This is a genomic window from Empedobacter sp. UBA7611 (assembly GCF_002484365.1).
In the GTDB taxonomy this organism is placed as follows: Bacteria; Bacteroidota; Bacteroidia; order Flavobacteriales; family Weeksellaceae; genus Empedobacter; species Empedobacter falsenii_B.
This window is the reverse complement of sequence record NZ_DLJR01000077.1, coordinates 21,789-44,986: the sequence shown is the minus strand read 5'-3', so window position 1 is coordinate 44,986 and position 23,198 is coordinate 21,789. Positions and strand designations below refer to the sequence as shown.

Genomic DNA, 23,198 nt, shown 5'->3' with positions numbered 1-23,198 from the left:
AAAATTAAGCCGAATTTCGACTCGCATTAATATTTCCGAATAACGAACGCATCACAATTTGCTCATAAATTGATTTGAACTCACTTTCATGATGAATTTTGTTCAACGCAAATTGTTGAATTGTTAATAATGGTAAAACAATTTTTTCGCGCATTTGTACCGAAGATTTGTTCAATGGTTCGTCTTGCATCAATTCTGTGTAACCCGAAATTTCTAAACATAATGCTTTTGATAATTCAAATTCATCGTGTAAAATATTCCAAAATTCACCATATTCAGGATCATTTTTCATATAAGAAGTTAATGGAAAATAAGTTTTTTCCATCGACATCATACTATTTTGAATCAATGTTTTGAAGAAGCTCGAATTTTTGAATAAATCTTTTACATCATCTAAATGACCTTGTTTTTTTAATTCATTTATAGCCGTTCCAACACCAAAATATCCCGGAACATTTTGTTTTAATTGACTCCAAGAGCCCACAAATGGAATAGCACGCAAATCATCAAATTCTAATTTTTTGTCACTACCTCGTTTACTCGGACGGCTTCCGATATTTGTTTTCCCATAATAGTTAAGCGTACTCATGTTTTCCAAATAAGGTAAAAATGAAGGATGCGCTTTCAAATCTTCATATTTCTGATAACTAATTGTGGCCAATTTATCAATCAATACACGTTCATCAGGCGAAATCTGACTTGTGCTCGTAGAGAAAACATCCGAAATGATACCAGCCGTGTACAATTGTTCAAAATTATATTTTGCCTGCGGCATTGTTCCATAATTCGACGTAATTGTTTGCCCTTGAATCGTAATTTGAATTTCGTGATTCGCAATTGTTTTCCCTTGAGAAGCATAAAATTCGTGTGTTTTTCCACCGCCACGTGCAGGAGGTCCACCACGACCATCAAAGAAAATAACTTCGATTTGATTTTTATCCGAAACATTCGAAAGGATTTCTTTGGTGCGATAAATTTCCCAATTCGCTTTGATGTAACCGCCATCTTTTGTCCCATCCGAAAAGCCTAGCATAATCGATTGACGCTGTTTTCTACGTTCTAAATGTTGNNAAACCTCTAATCGTCTCGAAAAGTGGCATAATATCAAACTTAATTTCATCGTCTTTATAGCCGCAAAATTTGAATAAAGCATAAACATTTAAGACATCGAAAATGGTTTCAGAATTTGAAATAATGTATCGGTTAACACCTAATTCACCATTTCGTTGTTGAATCGTTTTTAATTGATAAACATTTCTGATCGTATCAATCACAATATCATCTTCAAAATCATCTGGTTTAGCTGTAAAAGAAGGATTTGTTAACAATTCGATTTGTTCTGCTTCGCTTAAATCTTTCAGATTAATTCCAGTATATTTTTCAACAATTTGGTTAATTACTTTTTGATGAACACGCGAATCTTGACGGATATCCAACGAAGCAAAATGTAACCCGAAAATATCAACACGTGTGATAAAATCATCTAAAATATCTAAGAAAACACCATTGTGTTGTTCAATTAAAATTGTACGAATCGTTTGTAAGCGCGTTTTGATTTCATCAATTGTAATCGTTCCATTTTCATTGAACATATTTTCGTAAATCAAATTACTCAACGCTTTTAAAGGCTCTGTAACATGTTTGAAGGTTAATCGTCTTTGAACAATTTTTAGATGATTGTAATAATTTTTTAAGATACTTGTTCGTAACAAACTTGCTACTTTCCACGTAATTTCTGCTGTAACGAAAGGATTTCCATCGCGATCACCTCCAGGCCAAAAACCTAATTGAATGACAGGAGATTTTAGAGGTTCACTTTCTGTAAAAAACAATTGATTGATTTCGTTATACAATCGTCCAATTGTCTGATAATACACATTTCGTAAATAATAAATAATCGAAACCGCTTCGTCGTATGGTGTCGGTTTTTCTTCGTTGATAAAAGGTGTTTTTCCTAATTGTTGTAACAATAAATCAATTTTACTTACCGAATCTTGTTGAATTGCATCGCGTAAATCCTGAATAATTTGTTGGACATTTGTTGGATAAAATTGTGTTGGATGCGCTGTAAAAACAACTCTCGTTACAAAATCTTCGATTCTGGTTTTTACTTGCTCCATTTTACCTTGCGCTTGTGCAATATGGTAAATGCTTTCCAAACTTCCTTTTTCATTTTCGGAATGTAATGACGGAAATGCAGCATCTTCGATACTATCAAACAAAACAACTTGTCGCTCGATGTATTGTATCATTCGAAACATCAAATCGATTTGTTCTTGTTCTGTTTTTAAATCGGTGTATTTCTCAAAAAAATTGTTGATGATTTCATTAGGCGATTTACCTTCTGGTAAACCTTTTTGACTTTCATCGTACAAAAACGGAATCAACGATCCAATGTTTTGCATTTTTTCGTAGGGCAGACTCATAAAGAGACTGTTGTAAATTTGAAACTTATTTTCCACAATTTGGTGGAATTTAAGTTCAGATAAATTCGTACTTCGCATTAATAGGTATTTTTTCTCTTAATAGTAAATTTACTTGTTTCGAGGTAATTATCCTATTTATTTTAAACCAAAAAAAGAGAATCATATGATTCTCTTTTTTGTTATGATCGATTATTTAGTTCAATTAATGGTTCTATAAATTCGCGTGTGTTTGCTAGCCTCGGAACTTTATTTTGTCCACCTAATTTACCACGAGAAGCCATCCATTCGATGAATAATTTTTTGTGTGCTTTGTGTACAATCGGTCGATTAAGTGTCATATTATTGTAACGTTTTGCTTCGTAATCGGAATTAACTTCTTGCAAACCTTTATCTAAACAATCAATAAATTGCTCAAAATTTTCAGGATCTTTATCAAACTCTATCATCCATTCGTGAGCGCCTTTTTCTTTTCCTTGCATAAAAATTGGACCAGCACTATATTCAGAAACGATCGAATTTGTTTGCATACAAGCACGTTTCAAAGCTTCTTCTGCATTTTCTATCATCAATTCTTCTCCAAATGCATTGATATAATGTTTTGTTCGTCCAGAAACAACAATTCTGTGTGGATTAATTGAGGTAAAACGAACCGTATCACCAATGATATAGCGCCACAAACCTCCATTTGTTGTAATTACCATGGCGTAATTTTTACCAACTTCAACTTCTCCAATTGTTAAAAATCGTTGAGTTTCTGAACCAAATTCTTCCATTGGAATAAATTCGTAAAAGATTCCGTTGTCTAATAATAACAACAACTCTTTACTATTTAATTGATCCTGAATTCCAAAAAAACCTTCGGAAGCATTATATAATTCGAAATAATTTAATTTTTTCTGAGTAATTAAATTATAATTTTCTGCATAAGGTTTGAAGCTGATTCCACCATGAAAAAACACTTCGAGATTTGGCCATAATTCGTCCAAATAATTCTTTCCAGTTTCGGCTAATAATTTATTCAAAACGACTAACATCCATGAAGGAACACCAGTTAAAGAACCAACATCTTCATTTTTTGTTGCATTAATAATAGCATTCATCTTTACATTCCAATCAGACATTAAAGAAATCTCACGATTTGGAATGTTTTTCATTTCTGCATAAAAAGGTAAATTATCAATCAGAATAGCTGATAAATCACCAAAACGCGTATCATATTTTTGATAAAGTTCACTACTTCCGCCAATTCTTAAGTTTTTGTGCATAAAAATATCCGTTTCGGGATAAGCATTTAAGTACAATGCAAACATTGTTTTTCCTGCTGCGTAATGGCAATCTTCTAAGGATTCATTACTAATCGGAATAAATTTACTTTTGGCATTTGTTGTTCCAGAAGATTTCGCAAACCATTTTATTTTTCCATGCCAAGTAACATCTTTTTCACCTTTTCTTGCTAATTCAATATAAGGTTGAAAATCCTCGTAATGCACTGCAGGGACTTGCTCTTGAAATTTATGTGTCGTTTTGATTTCGTCAAAATGAAATTCTTTTCCGTAAATAGTCGATTTGGCTTTTTTGATATTCTCAAATAACACACGTTGTTGCGTACCAACTGGATTTTTGATACTTTCCTCGATGATATTCATTCGGCTACGCATCATAATTTCCATAATCTTATTGACTATTCCCATCCGCTAAAAGTTTTGTAGATTTACACAAAATTAATTAAACTTTTTTAGCAAGATGCAGTTTGAAGGACAAATTCGTAAAATGACAACTGAAAATGGAACGCCAATCAATTATTATTGGAATTTCAAGAATGATTTTATTGTTATGAATCAATTGTTAGGAAAAAAAATCAAGATTAACTTTGATCACTACGAATGTTTAAACTGTCACGAGGACAAAGAGATTTATCAGATGGGATATTGTAAAGATTGTTTTTTTACAATTCCAGAAGCTAATCCAAGTATCATCAATCCAGAACTTTCTACGGCACATTTGGGAATTGTGCAACGTGATTTAGAGTTTGAAACGAAATTCGAATTGCAACCGCATATTGTGTATTTGGCAAATTCATCAGGAATAAAAGTTGGTGTAACGCGTTTAACGCAAGTGCCGACACGTTGGATCGATCAAGGAGCTTCAGAAGCTATTATTATTGCGCGAACGGATAATCGTTACGAAGCTGGAATGATAGAGGTTTCGTTGAAAAATGTTATTGCTGATAAAACGAATTGGCAAAGAATGTTAAAAAATGATGTACCAGAAATTAATCTGTTCGAAAAGTATCACGAAATCAGAAATGAAGTGAATCCAGATTTTCAACAATTTTTGGTTGATGAGCCAGTAGTTTGGAAGTTTGAATATCCAGTTTTATCTTATCCAGAAAAAGTAAAATCATTAAACCTGAAAAAAACGCCAGAAATAGAAGGTGTTTTGAAAGGAATAAAAGGTCAATACTTGATTTTTGAAGACAATACAGTTTTCAATGTTCGAGGTCACGAAGGTTTTTATGTGAATTTTGAATTGTAAAATTCATTTTACAATAAAAGATATTCAAAAGTCGATTCTATAACAGAATCGACTTTTTTGTTTCTATCTATTTGATTTCAATAAAAATACTTGTTTTTCATCTTATTTATTTTTACATTAGTTATAATCAATTAACACAAAAAAATAGGAATTATGAAAGCAAGTGCATTACTTATGGTTGGCGGTATTTTGGCTTTAACAGCATGTAATAAAAAATCAGATTTGCCAGATTATAAGGTGAAAGAAGCCGTTTTAGATGTTTACAAATACAGGGCAGATAAACCAGATTCACTTTTTTCCAAAGTAGAAGGCGTAAATGTGGATGATTTGAATGAGGTGGTTAAACAATATGGACCAGTTGATGTCTACAACTTTGAGAAAATGACGCCTCTTGAAGATGGTGACAAAACAGTTTACGAAGCAGTTTATAAAGTTTCTTTTAAAGGAGCTGAAGGAACAGAAACGTTTAAAGTACGAAAAATTGATAAGTTAGACGGAATTGTTGTTGGCTATGCAAGTGATGTAAAACCTATAGTTGCTCAGTCAGATTCTTTGGCCGTTAAAAAGGATTCGGTGAAATAAATATAAAAAAATAATAAATACGCAATGATTTATTGAAAAAGTTTGTATATTCGTTATCAATAATGAAACAAAACGGATTAAATACAATCATTTCAATTACGACGACTTCTAGTGTTCACACTTAGAGGAGTCTTGTTATGTATTTAATTCTAAAAAAATAATGCAAAAGCATCTTCTCAAAAGGAAGATGCTTTTTTTATGATCAAAATTTAAATTATGAAAGTTTTAAAATTCGGAGGAACATCAGTCGGATCGGTAGAAAGTATCCGCGCGGTCGTAGAAATTGTTAAACAAGAAAGGCAACAAAATAACTCGATTATTTTGGTTGTGTCTGCTATTTCTGGTTTGACCAATTTATTAACCAAAATGTCCGAAGAAGCTTCATCAGGAAGTTTTGATGAAAATGATTTAAAACTTTTTCAAGAAAAACATTTTGACATCGTAAAAGCTTTAATCGATGTGCCAAATCAAAATCCGATTTTAACAAAATTGAAATTGTTGATGAATGAGTTGGAAGCATTATTAGAAGGAGTAGAAATTTTGAAAGAATTAAGTCCGCAAACAAAAGATTTGATTTTGAGTTTTGGCGAAAGATGTAGCGCTTTATTAATCGCAAAAGTAATGCAAGAACATGTTGGAGATTCATTGGCAATTAATGCATCAGATTATATTGTGACAGATCATAATTTTGGTCAAGCGAATGTTTTCGAGGAAAAATCGTTTCAGAATATTCAACAATTGGCAAAAGATCATTCGGATATATTATTGGTTGTAACTGGTTTTATTGCGGCGAATGAAGAAGGGCGAGTGACGACTTTGGGAAGAGGAGGTTCTGATTATACTGCGGCTTTGATTGGTGCGGCTTTACATGCAGAACAAATTGAAATTTGGACAGATGTAAATGGAATGATGACGGCGGATCCTCGTTTTGTAAACAAGGCTTTTTCGTTAGGAAATTTGTCTTATACAGAAGCGATGGAATTGTCGTATTTCGGTGCAAAAGTGATTTATCCACCTACAATGGCTCCGGCTTTTAAACTCCGAATTCCGATTTTAATTAAAAATACATTTCAGCCAGATTTCGAAGGAACAAAAATTCAGTTTGATTCTCAACCAACAGATTTTCCAATCAAAGGAATTTCGTCAATTAAAGATATTGCATTAGTCAATATAAAAGGAAGCGGTTTGGTCGGAAAATTAGGTTTTAGCGGGAAACTTTTTTCACTTTTAGCGCAGCATCATATTAACATTGTGTTGATTACGCAATCTTCGTCAGAGCACAGTATCACGCTTGCGATTCATCATAACGAAGTTGAAAAAGCGAAGCAATTAATTGAAGAAGAGTTTTGTCTAGAAATTGCGGCAAAATGGTTGGAGCCAATTGAAGTTGAAGAAAATCTCGGAATTATTGCAATTGTTGGAGAAAACATGAAAAAGACAGTTGGTGTTTCGGGCAAGTTATTTTATGCATTAGGACGAAATGGAATCAATGTCAGAGCGATTGCGCAAGGTTCTTCGGAGTATAATATTTCGGTTGTGATTAACGAAAATGATTTGTCAAAAGCTTTAAATGCCGTGCATGATGCGTTTTTTAATCATTTGAAAAAAACAATTCATGTTTTCAATGTTGGAGTAGGAAATATTGGTTCGACATTTTTAAATCAATTAGAAAAACAGAAAGATTTTTTAGCAAAAAATAATGATATCGAGATAAAATTGGTTGGATTATCAAATTCTAAAAAAATGCTGTTTGATGAAAACGGAATCAATTTATCGAATTGGAAAAATGAATTAGAAAATTCTTCTTCATCAGCTGATTTGAATGAATTTATTCAAAAAATGAAACAGTATAATTTACCAAATTGTGTTTTTGTTGATAATACTGCGAGTTCTGATTTGCCAAATTATTACAAACAAATTTTCGAAAGCAGCATATCGGTTGTAACATGTAATAAAATTGCGAATTCATCTTCTTATCAAGAGTATAAAAAATTGAAAGAAACTGCTCGAAAATATGGCATTGATTTCCTTTATGAAACGAATGTTGGAGCAGGTTTACCAATTATTAGCGTGTTGAAAGATTTAAGAATGAGTGGAGATCAAATCTTAAAAATTGAAGCAATTTTATCAGGAACAATTTCGTATATATTTAATCATTTTAAAGGTGAAAATACATTTGCCGAAATTGTAAAGAAAGCGCAAGAATTAGGTTATACAGAACCAGATCCTCGCGATGATTTGAGTGGAATAGATTTTATGCGAAAAATGTTGATTCTTGCTCGTGACAATGGTTACGAAATTGAAGCGGGAGATGTAAAAATCGATTCTATTTTGCCTAAATCTTGTTTAGAAGCTGCAACTGTAGAAGATTTTTATCAAGAATTAGTCAACGAAAATGATTATTTCGAAAAGATAAAACATCAAGCAGATGAGGAGCAGAAAGTGATTCGTTACATCGGGATTTTAGAAGATGGAAAAATATCAATTTCGTTAGAATTGGTTGATAATCAACATCCGTTTTATGCTTTGTCTGGAAGCGATAATATTATTTCGTTTACAACAGCGCGTTACAAGGAACGTCCTTTGGTTGTGAAAGGACCTGGAGCTGGTGCAGAAGTTACGGCAGCTGGCGTTTTTGCAGATTTAGTTAATATAAGTTCAATACGATAAAAGATGAATCAAATAATCGAAAATAAATATAAGCTTGATCAAGCGAAGTTTTTAGAAAAAGTACATGTTTTTGCTCCTGCAACAGTTGCCAATATGATCTGTGGATATGATATTTTGGGCTTTGCGGTGGATTATCCAGGTGATGAGGTAATCATGAAAAAGACAGAAAAGTTAGGAATCGAAATTCTGACAATTACAGGTGACGAGGGGAAATTGCCTTTGGATGCGATGAAAAATACAGTTTCTCATTCGGCATGGAAATTATTTTGTGATTTAGGTCTACAAGATTCTTTTGGATTATCGATAGAATTACACAAAAAAATGCCAATTGGAAGTGGTTTAGGTTCAAGCGCGGCGAGTACAGTTGCTGGACTTTTTGCATTGAATGAATTATTAGGAAAACCACTTTCTAAAAATGAGCTTTTACCTTATTGTATGGAAGGCGAACGATTGGCTTGTGGTGCTGCTCATGCGGATAATGTTGCGCCATCGTTGTTTGGTGGAATTACGTTGATTCCTTCTTATGAGTCGATTTTGGTGCGTTCTTTACCTGTTCCTGAAAATTTATATGTCACACTGATTTACTCAAAAGTAGAAGTGCCAACAAAGGATGCGCGCAAATTAATTAAAGATAAAGTGCAATTGAGTAAAGCAATAAAACAATGGGGGAATATTGCAAGTTTGGTTGCGGCGCTTTATGAGAATGATTACGAAGAAATTGGTCGTTCGATGCAGGATGATATTGTCGAACCAAATCGTTCTTTATTGATTCCGTATTTTAATGAAATGAAAAGTATTTCGCTCGAAAATAATGCATTAACATTCGGTATTTCTGGTTCTGGACCAACAGTTATGGCGTTATCTAAAAGTAAATTGGATGCAGAAAATATCGAACAAAAATTAAATAATTTTTTGACGATAAAAGAAATTGAACATTTATCATTTGTCTCTAAAATTAATCAACAAGGACCTTACATAAAACACTAAAAATGAAATTATATAGTACAAATAATCATAATAACAGAGTCGATTTTAAACAAGCGGTTTTCCAATCTTTGCCAGAAGATAAAGGATTGTATATGCCTTTGTCGTTGGAAAAATTAGATGAAAATTGGTTGAATTCTATTGAAAATTATTCATTTCAAGAGATTGCGAAAAAGGTGACAAATCACTTATTAAAAGATGATTTTTCTGAAGAAACGATTAATAATTTAATTGATGATGTAATTAATTTTCCTGCGCCTTTGGTGTTTTTAGAAGATGATTTAGCTATTTTGGAATTATTTCACGGACCTTCTTTTGCTTTTAAAGATTTTGGAGCAAGATTTATGAGTCGCGTGATGGCACATTATTCAAAAAAAGATAATCAATTGTTAGATGTTTTGGTCGCAACTTCTGGCGATACAGGAGGCGCTGTAGCACTTGGCTTTCTGGGAGTAGAAGGAACGAGAGTAACGATTTTGTATCCAAAAGGAAAAGTGTCGCTGATACAAGAATTGCAATTAACGGCGAATGGAAAAAATATTCGTGCCATAGAAATCGACGGAACTTTTGATGATTGTCAAGCATTGGTCAAGCGAGCTTTTTTAGACAAAGATTTAATGAAAAATCTAAACTTAACCTCAGCAAATTCAATTAATATTGCTCGCTTAATTCCGCAATCTTTCTATTATTTCGAGGCATTTGCCCAAGCAAAAAGAAAAGGTTTTGAGAAAGTTTCTTTTGTTGTTCCGAGTGGAAATTTTGGGAATATTACGGCAGGTATTTTAGCTTCAAAATTAGGATTGGAAGTGGAACAATTTGTTGCGGCTACGAATGCGAATGATACAGTTCCTTCATTTTTAAAAACCGAAAATTATCAACCAAAACCTTCTGTACAAACGTTATCGAATGCAATGGATGTTGGAAATCCGAGTAATTGGGTTCGCGTGATGGAATTTTTTGAGCAAGATGTGGAGCAATTAAAATCAAAAATGGTTTCAAAAGCTTATTCTGATGTAGAAACAATAAATGCAATCGTAGAAATTAATCAAGAATACAATTATATTGCTTGTCCTCATACGTCAATTGCCTGGTTGGCGGCGAAGGAATACCAAGCGAAAAAGCAAGATGAAAAAGAGTTAGTGGTGTTTTTATCGACAGCGCATCCGTGTAAATTTCCTGAAGTTTTTCCGAAAGAAATACAAGATAAAATTGTCTATCCAAAAGAAGTAGAAGAATTGAAATCGAAACAATCGAATAAAGTTGAAATGAGCAATAATTTTGATGAGTTGAAAAATTGGTTGTTGAATAATTAATAAATTAAAAAGCAAAGTTTCTAACTAAATAGAAGCTTTGCTTTTTTTGAATAGTATATTAATGATGGAAAAATTATCCAATCATTAACGAAAAAAGTGTGTTGTCTGTGTTAAGATATTGATATTCGAAATGATGATTTTCTAACCTAAAAATTAAACCATCTAAATCCTCTTTTTTGTCTAGTTCAATGCCAACTACTGCTGGACCTGTTTCTTTGTTATTTTTTTGTGTGTATTGAAAATAGGTAATGTCATCATTTTCACCCAAAACTTCGTTCACTAATTCTTTTAAAGCACCGGCACGTTGAGGAAAATTGATAATGAAATAATGTTTCAAACCTTCATATTGCAAACTTCTTTCTTTTATTTCTTCCATTCGCGTAATGTCGTTGTTGCTTCCACTAAGCACGCAAACCACATTTTTTCCTTTGATTTCTTCCTTGAAAAAATCTAAAGCCGAAACACTCAAAGCGCCTGCTGGTTCTACAACAATTGCGTCTTCATTGTACAAACGCAAAATGCTCGAACAAACTTTTCCTTCTGGAACAGCACAAGTTGTTTCTAAACCTTCTGCACAGATTTTGTAGGTTTTTTCACCTGCTTTTTTTACAGCTGCGCCATCTACAAAAGGGTCAATCTTCGCTAATGCAACAGATTGTTTTTGTTTGATAGCTTCTGCCATACTTGCTGCGCCACTCGGTTCTACGCCAATAATTTTGGTGTTTGGACTAAGTGTTTTCATCACAGAAATAACGCCAGATGCTAAACCTCCACCGCCAATTGGCACGAAAATATAATCGATTGGTTGATTGCATTGATTCAAAATTTCTAAAGCAACAGTTCCTTGTCCTGCGATTACTTTTTCGTCATCAAAAGGATGAATAAATGTAATATTTCCTTCTTGGGATAATTGATGTGCAAAAGCCGATGCATCATCAAATGTATCACCATGTAAAATGATTTCGATTTGATCTTTCCCAAACCATTTTACTTGTTTTATTTTTTGTTGAGGTGTCGTCGTTGGCATCACAATTTTACCTTTGATATTTAATTGTTGACACGAATACGCCACACCTTGTGCGTGATTTCCTGCACTTGCGCAGATTACACCATTATTTTTTTCTTGTTCTGATAACTGAACGATTTTATTATAAGCACCACGTAATTTGTATGAACGGACGACTTGTAAATCTTCTCGTTTTAGATAGACATTCGCTTCAAATTGACGACTTAAATTTTCATTGAAATCGAAAGGAGTATTTTTGGCAACTCCTTTCAAATTCATTTGTGCTAAGTTTACTTCGTCAAGCGAAACGCCTAAGGTCTCAGTTTTTTCATTTCTAAGTCCATTTGCCATAATTCACTCTTTCTTAGTTGTTTTAACTCATTATGCATTTTGATAATTTTAGCAATAAAACCGTCAGTTCGAGTGGAATTCTGTAAGAATTTTGTATCGAGAACATGGTTTTAGAAGTCAAAATTCTATTCTCGATACAATTTTTATTCAGTTTGTACTGAACTAAAAATCACTCGAATTGACGAATTTTAATTCAAAATGCATAAGATGTTTATTTTAATATTTGACTACGCCGTTTTTATCGTTTTCATAGCAGTCATTGCTTTACGAAGTTTTTTTCCTACAGTTTCGACAGGATGACTACGTAAAACATCATTTATATGTACCAATGTCGCATTGTCAACAGCATTGTCTTTTCCTTCATTGTAATTTTTACCGACAACGTTTACGTTTACTTTTGTCATAAAATCTTTTAACAAAGGTTTACAAGCTTGATCGAAAAGATAACAACCGTATTCTGCTGTATCAGAAATCACACGATTCATTTCGAATAATTTTTTACGAGCAATTGTATTCGCTATCAATGGTGTTTCATGTAATGATTCGTAGTAAGCAGATTCAGGTTTAATGCCTGCTTCCACCATAGTTTCGAAAGCTAATTCAACTCCAGCACGAACAAAAGCAACCATTAAGGTATAATTGTCAAAATATTCTTGTTCAGTAATATTTGCATCGCCTGCTGGTGTTTTTTCAAAAGCAGTTTCACCAGTTTCAGCTCTCCATTTTAATAAGTTTTTATCATCATTCGCCCAATCTTCCATCATTGTTTTACTGAATTCTCCTGAAATAATATCATCTTGATGTTTTTGGAATAATGGAAGCATAATGTCTTTTAATTCTTCTGATAATTCAAAAGCTTTCACTTTGGCAGGATTGCTTAATCTATCCATCATACCGCTAACTCCACCATGTTTTAAGGCTTCTGTAATTACTTCCACACCATATTGAACCAATTTTGAAGCGTAACTTGGGTCAATTCCGTTTTCAACCATTTTATCAAAAGAAAGAATAGAACCTGTTTGTAAAAGACCGCACAAAATGGTTTGTTCTCCCATTAAATCAGATTTTACTTCCGCAACAAATGACGATTTTAAAACTCCCGCTCTATGACCACCAGTTCCTGCACAATATGCTTTTGCTTGGTCAAGTCCTTTTCCTTCGGGATCATTTTCTGGGTGAACGGCAATTAATGTTGGAACTCCAAATCCTCTTAAATATTCTGCACGAACTTCTGAACCAGGACATTTTGGAGCAACCATGATTACCGTAATATCTTTACGAATTTGCACACCTTCTTCTACGATATTAAATCCATGAGAATATAAAAGTGTAGCGCCTTCTTTTATAAGAGGTTGAATAGTATTAACTACTTGCGTGTGTTGTTTGTCTGGCGTTAAATTCGCAACAACATCAGCATTTGGGATTAATTCTTCGAGAGTTCCTACTGTAAAATTATGACTTGTTGCATTTTTCCAAGAATCTCTTTGATTTTCAATTGCTTCTTTGCGTAAGGCATACGAAACGTCTAAACCACTATCGCGTAAGTTTAATCCTTGGTTTAAACCTTGAGCACCGCAACCTACAATTACAATTTTTTTGCCTTTTAAAGCTTCTGTACCTTTTGTGAATTCAGAGTTATTTAGAAATTCTGCTTGTCCTAGTTGATATAATTGATCTCTTAATGATAGAGAATTAAAGTAATTAGTCATTTTTGTGTTTTTTAATAAAATTATTTGATGAATTGTTTGTCTTTACATTGTGAAAACTGAGTTTCCTTCGTTTAGGAATTCATTTTCGATTACTTCTTTTGATGGCTCGTCTTTCTCGAATTGTAATAATTTTTCATGAAAACCGGCACTTGCTTTGATAATTGCTATTCTTGCTCCTCGAACAAATTCTATTAAGCCATATTTCGTCAATTCTTGTGTCAGATTATCAATTTCTTCACGATGACCAGCTGTTTCAAAAACTGTATAATCATTGCGGATAACGACTGTATTTGCACCATATTGACGCAGTAAACGTTCTACATATGCCTTTTCTGCAATAATATTCGTTGGCACTTTGTATAAAGCTTGTTCTTGCCAAATTAATTCATCATTATTATTGAAATAAGCTTTAAGAACATCGATTTGTTTCTCGATTTGCATGCAAAGTTTTCGAACAACTTCTTCAGATTCTTCAATAACAATTGTAAATCGGTGTACATTTTCTATTTCTGATGGAGAAGTGCTTAAACTTTCAATATTAATTTTTCGTCGAGTAAAAATTCCTGCAACTCTTCCCAAAATTCCTATGGAATTTTCTGTATATAGCGTAATTGTATATTCTCGTTTTGAGTCCATAATCATTTATTTTAATCTAATTTCAGAAACACTTGTACCTTGCTCTACCATAGGAAATACATTGTTTTCTTTTCCTACAACTACTTCTAAAAGGTAAGAACCATCATGTTCTAACATTTCTTTTAATGCATTTTTCAAGTCGTTTCTTGCTTCTATTTTTTGACCTTCTATTTGATAAGCTTTTGCAAGCGCAACAAAATCTGGACTTGTAATATCTACGAATGAATAGCGTTTGTCGTTGAATAATTCTTGCCATTGACGAACCATTCCAAGGAAGCTATTGTTTAGGATTAACATCTTTACTTTTGCTCCAAATTGCATAATCGTTCCCATTTCTTGTAACGTCATCTGGAAACCACCATCTCCACAAACCATGACAATGTCTTTTTCAGGTGCTCCATACCACGCTCCAATTGCAGCAGGTAAACCAAATCCCATTGTTCCTAATCCTCCTGATGTAACCAAAAGCTTAGAATCTTTGAATTTCGCGTAACGACAAGCCGACATCTGATGTTGTCCTACGTCTGTCACAATAACGGCTTCTCCTTTAGTTAATTCATTTAAGGTATTGATAACCTCAGCCATAGATATCACATCAGTTGTTGGATGGAATTCTTTATTAATAACTTCTGTACGTTCTTCTTTTTCGAGATCTCTAAATTCTTTTAACCATTGAGAATGATCATTAGGATGAATCAAATTTGTTAATAACAGAAGTGTTTTTTTACAATCTCCCCAAACAGGGACAGCAACTTTTACATTTTTACCAATCTCTGCTGGGTCAATATCAAGATGAATCACTTTGGCTTGTTTTGCATATTTGTCTAAGCGTCCAGTTACGCGATCATCAAACCTCATTCCTATGGCAATTAATACATCGCAATCATTTGTTTTAACATTAGGTGCATAATTACCATGCATACCTAATAAACCTACATATTGTGGATGATCAGTATCTAAAGAACTTAATCCCATCAAAGTTGTTGCTACAGGAATTCCAGATTTTTCTAAGAAATCGTTTAATTCTTGTTCAGCTTTTCCAAGTAATATTCCTTGACCAATAATCGCAAATGGTTTTTTTGCTTGATTAATAAGTTTAGCAGCAGCTTTTATATATTCAGTTCTTATCTCTGGTTCTGGTCTATAACTGCGAACATGCGTGCATTTCTCATACTTTTTCTTTTCGATAAGTTGTATTTGAGCATTTTTTGTAATGTCAATTAAGACAGGTCCTGGTCTTCCAGAGCGAGCAATATGAAATGCTTTTGCTAGAACATCATTTATTTCTTCTGCATCAGTAATTTGATAATTCCATTTCGTGATAGGATTAGTAATATTGATAACGTCAGTTTCTTGAAAAGCATCCGTTCCTAAAAGAGAAGCGAAAACTTGCCCTGTGATACATACAATAGGATTGCTATCAATCATGGCATCTGCAATTCCAGTGACTAAATTCGTTGCGCCTGGACCACTCGTGGCAAAAGCTACACCTACTTTTCCTGAAGTTCTTGCATAACCTTGCGCAGCGTGAATGCCTCCTTGTTCATGACGAACTAAAATGTGTTCTAATTTATCTTTGTAATCATACAAAGCATCATATATAGGCATAATTGCGCCACCAGGATAGCCAAAGACTGTTGTAACTCCTTCGGACAATAAAGCGTTAATAATCGCTTGTGAACCTGAAATTTGAGTTGGTTTATTGGTCAGTAAGACATCCTTCTGAAGCGTTTCCGACTTGCTTTGCGTATTTGTATAAGACTCCATTTTTTACTTTTAATGCGGGTTGTTTCCAGTTATTTTTTCGATTTTCTAATGTTTTTTCATCAACCAAAAGATTCAATTCATTCTTGTTGATGTCAATTTCGATGAGGTCATCATTTTCGACTAATGCGATTGGACCTCCTTCAAAAGCTTCTGGTGTGATGTGACCGACGACAAATCCGTGCGTTCCGCCACTAAATCGTCCATCAGTAATTAAAGCGACTTTATCTCCCAATCCAGCGCCGATGATGGCAGAGGTTGGTTTCAACATTTCTGGCATTCCAGGACCTCCTTTTGGACCTTCGTTTCGAATGACGATAACGCTTCCAGCTTTGATTTTTAAATCTTCAATTGCTTTTAAAACTTCAACTTCACTATTAAAAACTTGTGCTTTTCCTTTGAAATAGAAACCTTCTTTTCCAGATATTTTTGATACCGATCCGCCTGGAGCAAGGTTTCCGTAAAGCATTTGTAAGTGTCCAGTTTCTTTTACGGGATTAGATAATGGACGAATAATATTTTGTTTAGAGAAATCTAAATCAGGAACTGATACTAAATTCTCTGCTAATGTTTTTCCAGTAACCGTTAAACAGCTTCCATCAATTAAGCCTTCTTGTAACATATATTTTAAAACAGCAGGAACTCCACCAACTTTACTCAAATGTTCCATCAAGTATTTTCCGCTAGGTTTTAAGTCCGCTATTACTGGTGTTTTATCGTTGATTGCTTGTATATCGTCTAATGATAATTTGATATTCATTGTGGCAGCAATTGCTAATAAGTGCAAAACAGCATTTGTACTTCCGCCTAAAACAACAATCGCTTTGATAGCATTTTCTAAAGAATTCTTCGTGATGATATCACTTGGTTTAATATCTTTTTCTAATAAAATTCTTAGATAATGTGCCGCAGTTGTACATTCGTTTTTCTTTTCTTGACTAAGAGCAGGGTAAGACGAAGAATAAGGTAAACTCATTCCCATTGCTTCAATCGCCGCTGCCATTGTGTTTGCTGTATACATTCCGCCACAAGCACCTGGACCAGGACAAGCATTCTGAATGATTCCACAAAAATCTTTGTCATCAAGATTTCCGTTTAATTTTTTTCCTAATGCTTCGAAAGCAGAAACAATGTTTAATTCCTCTTCTTTGTAATGTCCCGGAGCAATTGTTCCACCATAAATCATGATCGAAGGACGGTTTAAACGTCCCATTGCCATAATCGATCCTGGCATGTTTTTATCACAACCAGGAATAGTAATTACGCCATCGTAAAAGTGTCCTGCACAAACAGTTTCGATAGAATCTGCAATGATTTCTCTACTTACTAAAGAGTAGCGCATTCCTGAAGTTCCGTTGGTAATTCCATCGCTAATTCCGATAGTGTTGAACTTCAATCCGATTAGGTTTTCGGCTTTCATTCCATCTTGTACCAACTGTGCAAATTGATTTAGGTGCATATTGCAAGTATTTCCATCGTACCCCATGCTTGCAATTCCGATTAATGGTTTTTTAAGGTCTTCGTTTGTTAAGCCAATCCCATGTAACATCGCTTGTGACGCGGGTAAAGTGTCATCTTGCGTAACGGTTCGACTATGTTTGTTTAGTGCTTTGTTGTTGTTTTTCATCACTATTTATTTGACATTGTTTGTATTAAAAACATAAAAAAAAGCCACCCTGAATAAAGGTGGCTCATAAAAAATCGTTCAAAAAATTTGTCATAAAACCACCTTTCCTAATCGTAAGACCAAGACTAAAATAATAATGATAATAATGACGAAATTGTTTTGCATAATATTGTTTAATTAATTTTTCTCCATAAAAAAAGCCACCTCGTTAAGAAGTGGCTTTAATTGTTATTTTGTACGTACACAACTAATTACCACTCCCTGGGATAAGAATGACTAAAATAATCAAGTTGATAATGTTGTGAACTAATTTCATTTTCTTTTTTTGATAAGCCAAAGCTAGGATTAATTTTTTTAACTTAGCTCAACTTTTTTTATAAATTTTCCGAAAAATTTTCATTAATTGAAAATTCGCATTTTAACATTGCTTTTTTTAAAGATTGTTTAAAAATAAGTTTATAAAATTTTATATTTGCAAAACTTTGGAACAGAAAACTATTCACAACGTTTTTAGCTTATACGATTCTTCAGATTTCGTACAGAAGCTTATTGTCAATTTTAAAAATAATCCACAGCATAAAGTCAATATCAAAGGTTTTTTAGGTTCAGGATTGAGCATTATAACTGGTCATTTATATGATCGTGTTGCGCGTCCTACGATTCTAATTTTTGATGATAAAGAAGAAGCGGCTTATGTGTTAAATGATTTGGAAACTTTGTTTGATAAAGAACAAATTCTATTTTTTCCGTCTTCTTATAAGCGTCCTTACGAAATTGAGGAAGTAAATAATGCAAATGTTGTTATTAGAACAGAGGTTTTAAATGTATTATCGCATTCGAAACGCCCAAAAATTGTGGTGACATATGCGGAAGCCTTGTCTGAAAAAGTAGTGACAAAAAAAGCGCTTTCTACGAATACACTTAAAGTGAAGGTTGGAAATGATTTAGGAATTGATTTCTTAACGGAGGTTTTATCTTCTTATAATTTTCATCGTGTTGATTTTGTTTCTGAACCGGGAGAATTCTCGATTCGTGGTGGAATTATAGATGTTTTTTCGTTTTCGAATGAGCATCCTTATCGAATTTCGTTGTTTGGTGATGAGGTGGAAACCATCAGAACGTTTGATATCGAGAATCAATTGTCCATTGCAACGACAAAAGAAATTACGATTATTCCAAATCTTGAGAGTAAATCGATTAACGAAAAACGAGAAAGTTTCTTAGAATATATTTCGAAAGATAGTTTAGTTATCGCGAAAAATATTTCTGTTTTAGCGAAACAAATCACCAAGAATTTTGAACAAGCTGAAACTGCTTTTGCTGAATTAAAAGGAGAAATTAAACAAGCAGAACCGAATCAATTATTTTTGAATGAAAATGCTTTTCTTCAACAAATTTCATCTTTTGGTGTGATTGAGTGTTCGATGAAGTCTTATTTTGAAACAGTTGAAGAAATTGAATCACCATTCAAACCTCAACCAAGTTTTAACAAGCAATTCGAATTATTAATTGATGATTTGAATGAACACAAAACGGAAGGTTTCAAAAATGCACTGATTTGTTCAAGTGAAACACAAATCAAACGTTTCGAAGAAATCTTTGAAGATATTGGAAAAGAGGTTTCATATATTCCAGTTTTGGGTTCTATTTATCAAGGTTTCATTGATGAAGAAATCAAATTAACATGTTATACCGATCATCAGATTTTTGGACGTTATCATAAATTCAATCTTCGAAATTCATTTTCCAAAAAAGAAGCGATTACGCTAAAGGAAATCAATTCGTTGCAAGTTGGTGATTTTGTGACGCATATCGATTATGGAATCGGAAAATTTGCCGGTTTGGTACGGTTGAATAATAATGGCGTAACGCAAGAATCAATCAAATTGATTTATCAAAATAATGATATTTTGTACGTTAATATTCATTCGTTGCATAAAATTGCGAAGTTTAGAGGAAAAGATGGCGCTGAGCCAAAAATCTCGAAACTTGGTTCGCCAGCTTGGAAAAATTTAAAGAATAAAACCAAAGCGAAAGTAAAAGAAATTGCCTTCGATTTGATTAAATTATATGCGAAACGTCGTGCCAGAAAAGGTTTTGCGTATTCGCCTGATACGTATTTGCAAAATGAGTTGGAAGCTTCTTTTATTTATGAAGATACGCCCGATCAGTACAAAGCGACGCAAGATGTGAAAGCTGATATGGAATCTGAACGCCCGATGGATCGCCTGGTTTGTGGTGATGTAGGTTTCGGGAAAACGGAAGTCGCGATTCGTGCGGCGATGAAAGCTGCAGTAGATGGAAAGCAAGTTGCTGTTTTGGTTCCAACAACGATTTTGGCTTTTCAACATTTCAAAACATTTTCAGAGCGTTTACGAGATTTGCCTGTGAAAGTTGCTTATCTCAATCGATTTGTAACAGGAGCAAAGAAAAAGGCCGTTTTAGATGGTTTAAAATCTGGTCAAGTTGATATTGTGATTGGGACGCATCAATTGGTTAATCCAAAAATTGAGTACAAAGATTTAGGCTTATTAATTGTGGATGAAGAGCATAAATTTGGTGTTGGTGTAAAAGATAAATTGAAAACGCTTCGCGAAAATATTGATACATTAACGTTGACAGCGACGCCAATTCCGCGTACACTTCAATTCTCGTTGATGGCTGCGCGAGATTTGTCAGTAATCAAAACGCCTCCGCCAAATAGACAGCCTGTCGATACGCAATTGGTTGGTTTCAATGAAGAGATTTTTCGTGATGCGATTATGTACGAAATGCAACGTGGTGGACAAGTTTATATCATTCACAATCGTGTGCAATCGTTGAAAGATATTGCAGGAATGGTGCAACGATTAGTTCCTGATGCGCGTGTGGCGATTGGTCATGGACAGATGGATGGAAAAGAATTAGAGGCTGTATTGCTCGATTTTATTGATGGTCGATATGATGTTTTTGTATCAACAACGATTATCGAATCTGGTTTGGATGTTCCGAATGCGAATACGATTTTAATTAATGATGCGCAGAATTTCGGTTTGGCAGATTTGCATCAAATGCGTGGGCGTGTTGGTCGTAGTAACCGCAAAGCGTTCTGTTATTTGGTTGCGCCGCCACTTTCGGTTTTAACGGACGAAGCGCGTAAACGTTTGCAAGCAATTGAGCAGTTTTCTGATTTAGGATCAGGATTCAATATTGCGATGAAAGATTTAGAAATTCGTGGAGCTGGAAATCTTTTAGGTGCTGAACAAACAGGATTTATGATGGATATCGGTTTCGAAACGTATCAAAAAATCTTGAATGAAGCGATTGAAGAATTGAAAGAAACAGATTTCAAAGATTTGTTCGAAGATCAAAAATCGGAAGAAGTAAAATCGTATGTATCGGATGTGCAAATTGATTCGGATTTACAAATTATGTTCCCCGACGAATACATTGAAAGTTCGGAAGAACGTTTATTGTTGTACAAAGAATTAGCTGATGTCGAAACTGAAACAGATTTACAAACGTTTAAAAATAATTTGATTGACCGCTTTGGAAAATTACCAATTGAAGCCGAAAATTTATTGGAATCAATTCAACTGAAATGGATCAGTAAAAAATTAGGTTTCGAACGTTTGGTGATGAAAAATGGTGTTTTATTGGCTTATTTTATTAATAAACCACAAAGCGAATTTTATCAGTCAGATGAATTTAGATTAATTTTAAATTACGTTCAAAATAACCCTAAAAACATCAATTTTAAGGAAAAATCACCCAAAAAAGGAGAAGAGTATCCAACATTGTTAGTACGATTTGAACATATTAAAACTGTGCATGAAGCACTGCAAAATCTACAAAATTTATTAATTCATTAACTTTTTTAAGTTTTAATTAGTAATCTAATAAAATACATAGGGAGAATTGACCAAGTTGTTAGTTCTCCTTTTTTTATTCAATCATTAAACTTCCGATATAGATAAATAATATATAATTTATCATATAAAGAACTATAACTAGCTGAAAACTAATTTACATAAATAATATGATATTTTATTATTATTTTTATCGATAAAATATTAGTTGGAAAAATAGTAAAGTAGTTATGGAAACAGCATCAAGTTATATTCCTATTCTCATTCTTTTTGTGATTGCTTTTGCGTTTGTAGCGGGTACTATCGTTGCGACACATTTTCTTGGGCCATCGAGAAAGACAGACGAAAAATTAGAGAATTTCGAGTCTGGGATTGAGAAAGTTGGAAATGCAAGACAGCCATTTGCAATTAAATACTTCTTAGTAGCCATTTTATTCGTGTTATTCGACGTAGAGGTAATCTTCTTTTACCCATATGCAGCGAATTTTAAAGAGTTAGGTTGGGAAGGTTTTGCAGCAGTTGTAACATTCGTTGGATTATTCTTTGTGATGTACTTGTATGTACGCAAAAAAGGAGCTCTTAATTGGGAAAAATAGAGCGATTAAAATTCTAAAATAATAGTATAATGATTCATAATAAAAGACCAGTAACACACAATACCAATGTGAAGATTGTAGAGTCTCCAGGAGGTTTTGAAGGTGAAGGTTTTATGGCGATGCAACTATCAAAAGTAGTTGGATTAGCGCGTAAAAACTCTATTTGGCCTTTACCATTTGCGACAAGTTGTTGCGGAATCGAGTTTATGGCGACTATGGGTTCGACATACGATTTGGCACGTTTTGGATCTGAGCGTTTGGCTTTTACGCCTCGTCAGTGCGATTTGTTGATGGTAATGGGTACAATTTCTAAAAAAATGGCGCCAGTTCTGAAGCAAGTTTACATCCAAATGGCAGAACCTCGTTGGGTGATTGCTGTTGGTGCTTGTGCAAGTTCGGGAGGAATTTTTGATACATATTCGGTCTTACAAGGAATTGATGAAGTAATTCCAGTAGACGTATATGTGCCAGGTTGTCCGCCTCGTCCAGAAGCAATTATCGATGGTGTAATGCGTATTCAGGAGTTGGTAGAGAGCGAAAGTGTTCGTCGCAGAAGTAGCGAAGAATATCAACAACTTTTAGCAAGTTATGGAATTAAATAAGTTGAAATAATGGACAATTCATTTATAAAAGACCGTTTGGTTCAGAAGTTTCAAGAAAATATATACGGATACGAAGAGCATTTCGGTGTATTGACTTTATACGCTAACAAAGATTTCAATCTAAAGATTTTACAATATTTATATGATGATGAGCAATTATCTTTCAAATTTTTGAAGGATTTAACTGCTATTCATTATCCTAATAATGTTGGAGAAGAATTGGTTGTAACCTATTTAGTTTATAATCTATATGAAGGAGTTGAGGTTCGATTAAAATTTGCTTTACCAATCGAAAAACCTTCGATTTTTACCGCAACTAAATTATTCGAAACAGCTAACTGGTTAGAGCGCGAGGCGTATGATTTCTATGGAGTTGATTTTGTAGGACATCCAAATTTAATTCGTGTCATGAATGTTCCAGAAATGGATTATCATCCGTTACGCAAAGAGTTCCCATTAGAGGATCAAACACGTAAAGACAAAGACGACGATATGTTTGGTCGTGGTGGAGATTTTAATTACGGAGGTTTTAATGTAAAAGCAAATTAA

The 23,198-nt window shown here is 33.7% G+C and carries 15 protein-coding genes and 1 pseudogene; 9 read left to right on the top strand and 7 right to left on the bottom strand.

Translation table 11 applies throughout. The features are described 5' to 3' along the window. Positions 1-4: 4 nt before the first annotated feature. Both B3R94_RS13125 and B3R94_RS13120 read right to left on the bottom strand, forming a co-directional pair. A pseudogene (locus B3R94_RS13125) lies at positions 5-2,504 on the bottom strand (phosphoenolpyruvate carboxylase). A 101-nt stretch (positions 2,505-2,605) separates the two neighbouring features. Continuing rightward, positions 2,606-4,117 carry a GH3 auxin-responsive promoter family protein gene (locus tag B3R94_RS13120; RefSeq protein WP_291101358.1) on the bottom strand — a complete coding sequence of 504 codons (1,512 nt, stop codon included), beginning with the start codon at positions 4,115-4,117 and terminating at the stop codon, positions 2,606-2,608. Positions 4,118-4,169: 52 nt separating this feature from the next. On the opposite strand from B3R94_RS13120, the gene B3R94_RS13115 reads away from it, so the two are divergent. From B3R94_RS13115 to thrC, 5 genes are all read left to right on the top strand, one after another. Continuing rightward, positions 4,170-4,961, top strand: a complete 792-nt coding sequence (locus tag B3R94_RS13115; protein ID WP_291101355.1) for a DUF2797 domain-containing protein — start codon at positions 4,170-4,172, stop codon at positions 4,959-4,961. A 153-nt stretch (positions 4,962-5,114) separates the two neighbouring features. Beyond that, entirely contained in the window at positions 5,115-5,543 is a 429-nt protein-coding gene (locus B3R94_RS13110; protein WP_291101352.1) for a hypothetical protein, read from the top strand. 216 nt (positions 5,544-5,759) lie between these two features. After that, the gene (gene thrA, locus B3R94_RS13105; RefSeq protein WP_291101349.1) at positions 5,760-8,213 is read left to right on the top strand and encodes a bifunctional aspartate kinase/homoserine dehydrogenase I; all 2,454 of its coding nucleotides are present in this window, start codon (positions 5,760-5,762) and stop codon (positions 8,211-8,213) included. A gap of 3 nt (positions 8,214-8,216) precedes the next feature. Then, a complete protein-coding gene (locus tag B3R94_RS13100) occupies positions 8,217-9,200 on the top strand; it encodes a homoserine kinase (protein WP_125348891.1) in 984 nt (327 codons plus the stop codon). A 2-nt stretch (positions 9,201-9,202) separates the two neighbouring features. Beyond that, the gene (gene thrC, locus B3R94_RS13095; RefSeq protein WP_125348892.1) at positions 9,203-10,510 is read left to right on the top strand and encodes a threonine synthase; all 1,308 of its coding nucleotides are present in this window, start codon (positions 9,203-9,205) and stop codon (positions 10,508-10,510) included. A gap of 73 nt (positions 10,511-10,583) precedes the next feature. Here thrC and ilvA read toward each other — a convergent pair whose 3' ends face one another. From ilvA to ilvD, 5 genes are all read right to left on the bottom strand, one after another. Beyond that, positions 10,584-11,867 carry a threonine ammonia-lyase IlvA gene (gene ilvA / locus B3R94_RS13090; RefSeq protein WP_291101346.1) on the bottom strand — a complete coding sequence of 428 codons (1,284 nt, stop codon included), beginning with the start codon at positions 11,865-11,867 and terminating at the stop codon, positions 10,584-10,586. Between the two features lie 227 nt (positions 11,868-12,094). Next, a complete protein-coding gene (gene ilvC / locus B3R94_RS13085) occupies positions 12,095-13,576 on the bottom strand; it encodes a ketol-acid reductoisomerase (protein ID WP_291101343.1) in 1,482 nt (493 codons plus the stop codon). A 42-nt stretch (positions 13,577-13,618) separates the two neighbouring features. Further along, complete coding sequence (gene ilvN, locus B3R94_RS13080; RefSeq protein WP_260509569.1) at positions 13,619-14,212, bottom strand: acetolactate synthase small subunit; 594 nt, start codon at positions 14,210-14,212, stop codon at positions 13,619-13,621. A gap of 6 nt (positions 14,213-14,218) precedes the next feature. Further along, complete coding sequence (gene ilvB / locus B3R94_RS13075; RefSeq protein WP_291101340.1) at positions 14,219-15,979, bottom strand: biosynthetic-type acetolactate synthase large subunit; 1,761 nt, start codon at positions 15,977-15,979, stop codon at positions 14,219-14,221. Beyond that, positions 15,912-17,603 (bottom strand): dihydroxy-acid dehydratase, encoded by a 1,692-nt coding sequence (gene ilvD, locus B3R94_RS13070; RefSeq protein WP_291101337.1) that lies wholly within the window; start codon positions 17,601-17,603, stop codon positions 15,912-15,914. The genes ilvB and ilvD overlap by 68 nt, the downstream gene beginning before the upstream one ends. 482 nt (positions 17,604-18,085) lie before the next feature. Here ilvD and mfd point away from each other — a divergent pair, with 482 nt between their 5' ends. The 4 genes from mfd to B3R94_RS13050 all read left to right on the top strand — a co-directional run bounded on the left by mfd (position 18,086) and on the right by B3R94_RS13050 (position 23,198). Continuing rightward, positions 18,086-21,454 carry a transcription-repair coupling factor gene (gene mfd / locus B3R94_RS13065; protein WP_291101334.1) on the top strand — a complete coding sequence of 1,123 codons (3,369 nt, stop codon included), beginning with the start codon at positions 18,086-18,088 and terminating at the stop codon, positions 21,452-21,454. A gap of 227 nt (positions 21,455-21,681) precedes the next feature. Further along, positions 21,682-22,047: an NADH-quinone oxidoreductase subunit A gene (locus tag B3R94_RS13060; RefSeq protein WP_115002285.1), complete on the top strand. Its 366-nt coding sequence runs from the start codon at positions 21,682-21,684 to the stop codon at positions 22,045-22,047. Between the two features lie 29 nt (positions 22,048-22,076). Next, positions 22,077-22,649 (top strand): NADH-quinone oxidoreductase subunit B, encoded by a 573-nt coding sequence (locus tag B3R94_RS13055; RefSeq protein ID WP_038333376.1) that lies wholly within the window; start codon positions 22,077-22,079, stop codon positions 22,647-22,649. Between the two features lie 9 nt (positions 22,650-22,658). Next, on the top strand, positions 22,659-23,198 hold the full coding sequence (locus B3R94_RS13050) for an NADH-quinone oxidoreductase subunit C (protein WP_038333373.1): 540 nt from the start codon (positions 22,659-22,661) through the stop codon (positions 23,196-23,198).

What these genes read in the sequence shown, in the direction of transcription:
- B3R94_RS13120 (WP_291101358.1), bottom strand. Translation starts at nt 4,117, where the DNA reads ATGGGAATAGTCAATAAGATTATGGAAATTATGATGCGTAGCCGAATG.
- B3R94_RS13115 (WP_291101355.1), top strand. Translation starts at nt 4,170, where the DNA reads ATGCAGTTTGAAGGACAAATTCGTAAAATGACAACTGAAAATGGAACG.
- B3R94_RS13110 (WP_291101352.1), top strand. Translation starts at nt 5,115, where the DNA reads ATGAAAGCAAGTGCATTACTTATGGTTGGCGGTATTTTGGCTTTAACA.
- thrA (WP_291101349.1), top strand. Translation starts at nt 5,760, where the DNA reads ATGAAAGTTTTAAAATTCGGAGGAACATCAGTCGGATCGGTAGAAAGT.
- B3R94_RS13100 (WP_125348891.1), top strand. Translation starts at nt 8,217, where the DNA reads ATGAATCAAATAATCGAAAATAAATATAAGCTTGATCAAGCGAAGTTT.
- thrC (WP_125348892.1), top strand. Translation starts at nt 9,203, where the DNA reads ATGAAATTATATAGTACAAATAATCATAATAACAGAGTCGATTTTAAA.
- ilvA (WP_291101346.1), bottom strand. Translation starts at nt 11,867, where the DNA reads ATGGCAAATGGACTTAGAAATGAAAAAACTGAGACCTTAGGCGTTTCG.
- ilvC (WP_291101343.1), bottom strand. Translation starts at nt 13,576, where the DNA reads ATGACTAATTACTTTAATTCTCTATCATTAAGAGATCAATTATATCAA.
- ilvN (WP_260509569.1), bottom strand. Translation starts at nt 14,212, where the DNA reads ATGGACTCAAAACGAGAATATACAATTACGCTATATACAGAAAATTCC.
- ilvB (WP_291101340.1), bottom strand. Translation starts at nt 15,979, where the DNA reads ATGGAGTCTTATACAAATACGCAAAGCAAGTCGGAAACGCTTCAGAAG.
- ilvD (WP_291101337.1), bottom strand. Translation starts at nt 17,603, where the DNA reads ATGAAAAACAACAACAAAGCACTAAACAAACATAGTCGAACCGTTACG.
- B3R94_RS13060 (WP_115002285.1), top strand. Translation starts at nt 21,682, where the DNA reads ATGGAAACAGCATCAAGTTATATTCCTATTCTCATTCTTTTTGTGATT.
- B3R94_RS13055 (WP_038333376.1), top strand. Translation starts at nt 22,077, where the DNA reads ATGATTCATAATAAAAGACCAGTAACACACAATACCAATGTGAAGATT.
- B3R94_RS13050 (WP_038333373.1), top strand. Translation starts at nt 22,659, where the DNA reads ATGGACAATTCATTTATAAAAGACCGTTTGGTTCAGAAGTTTCAAGAA.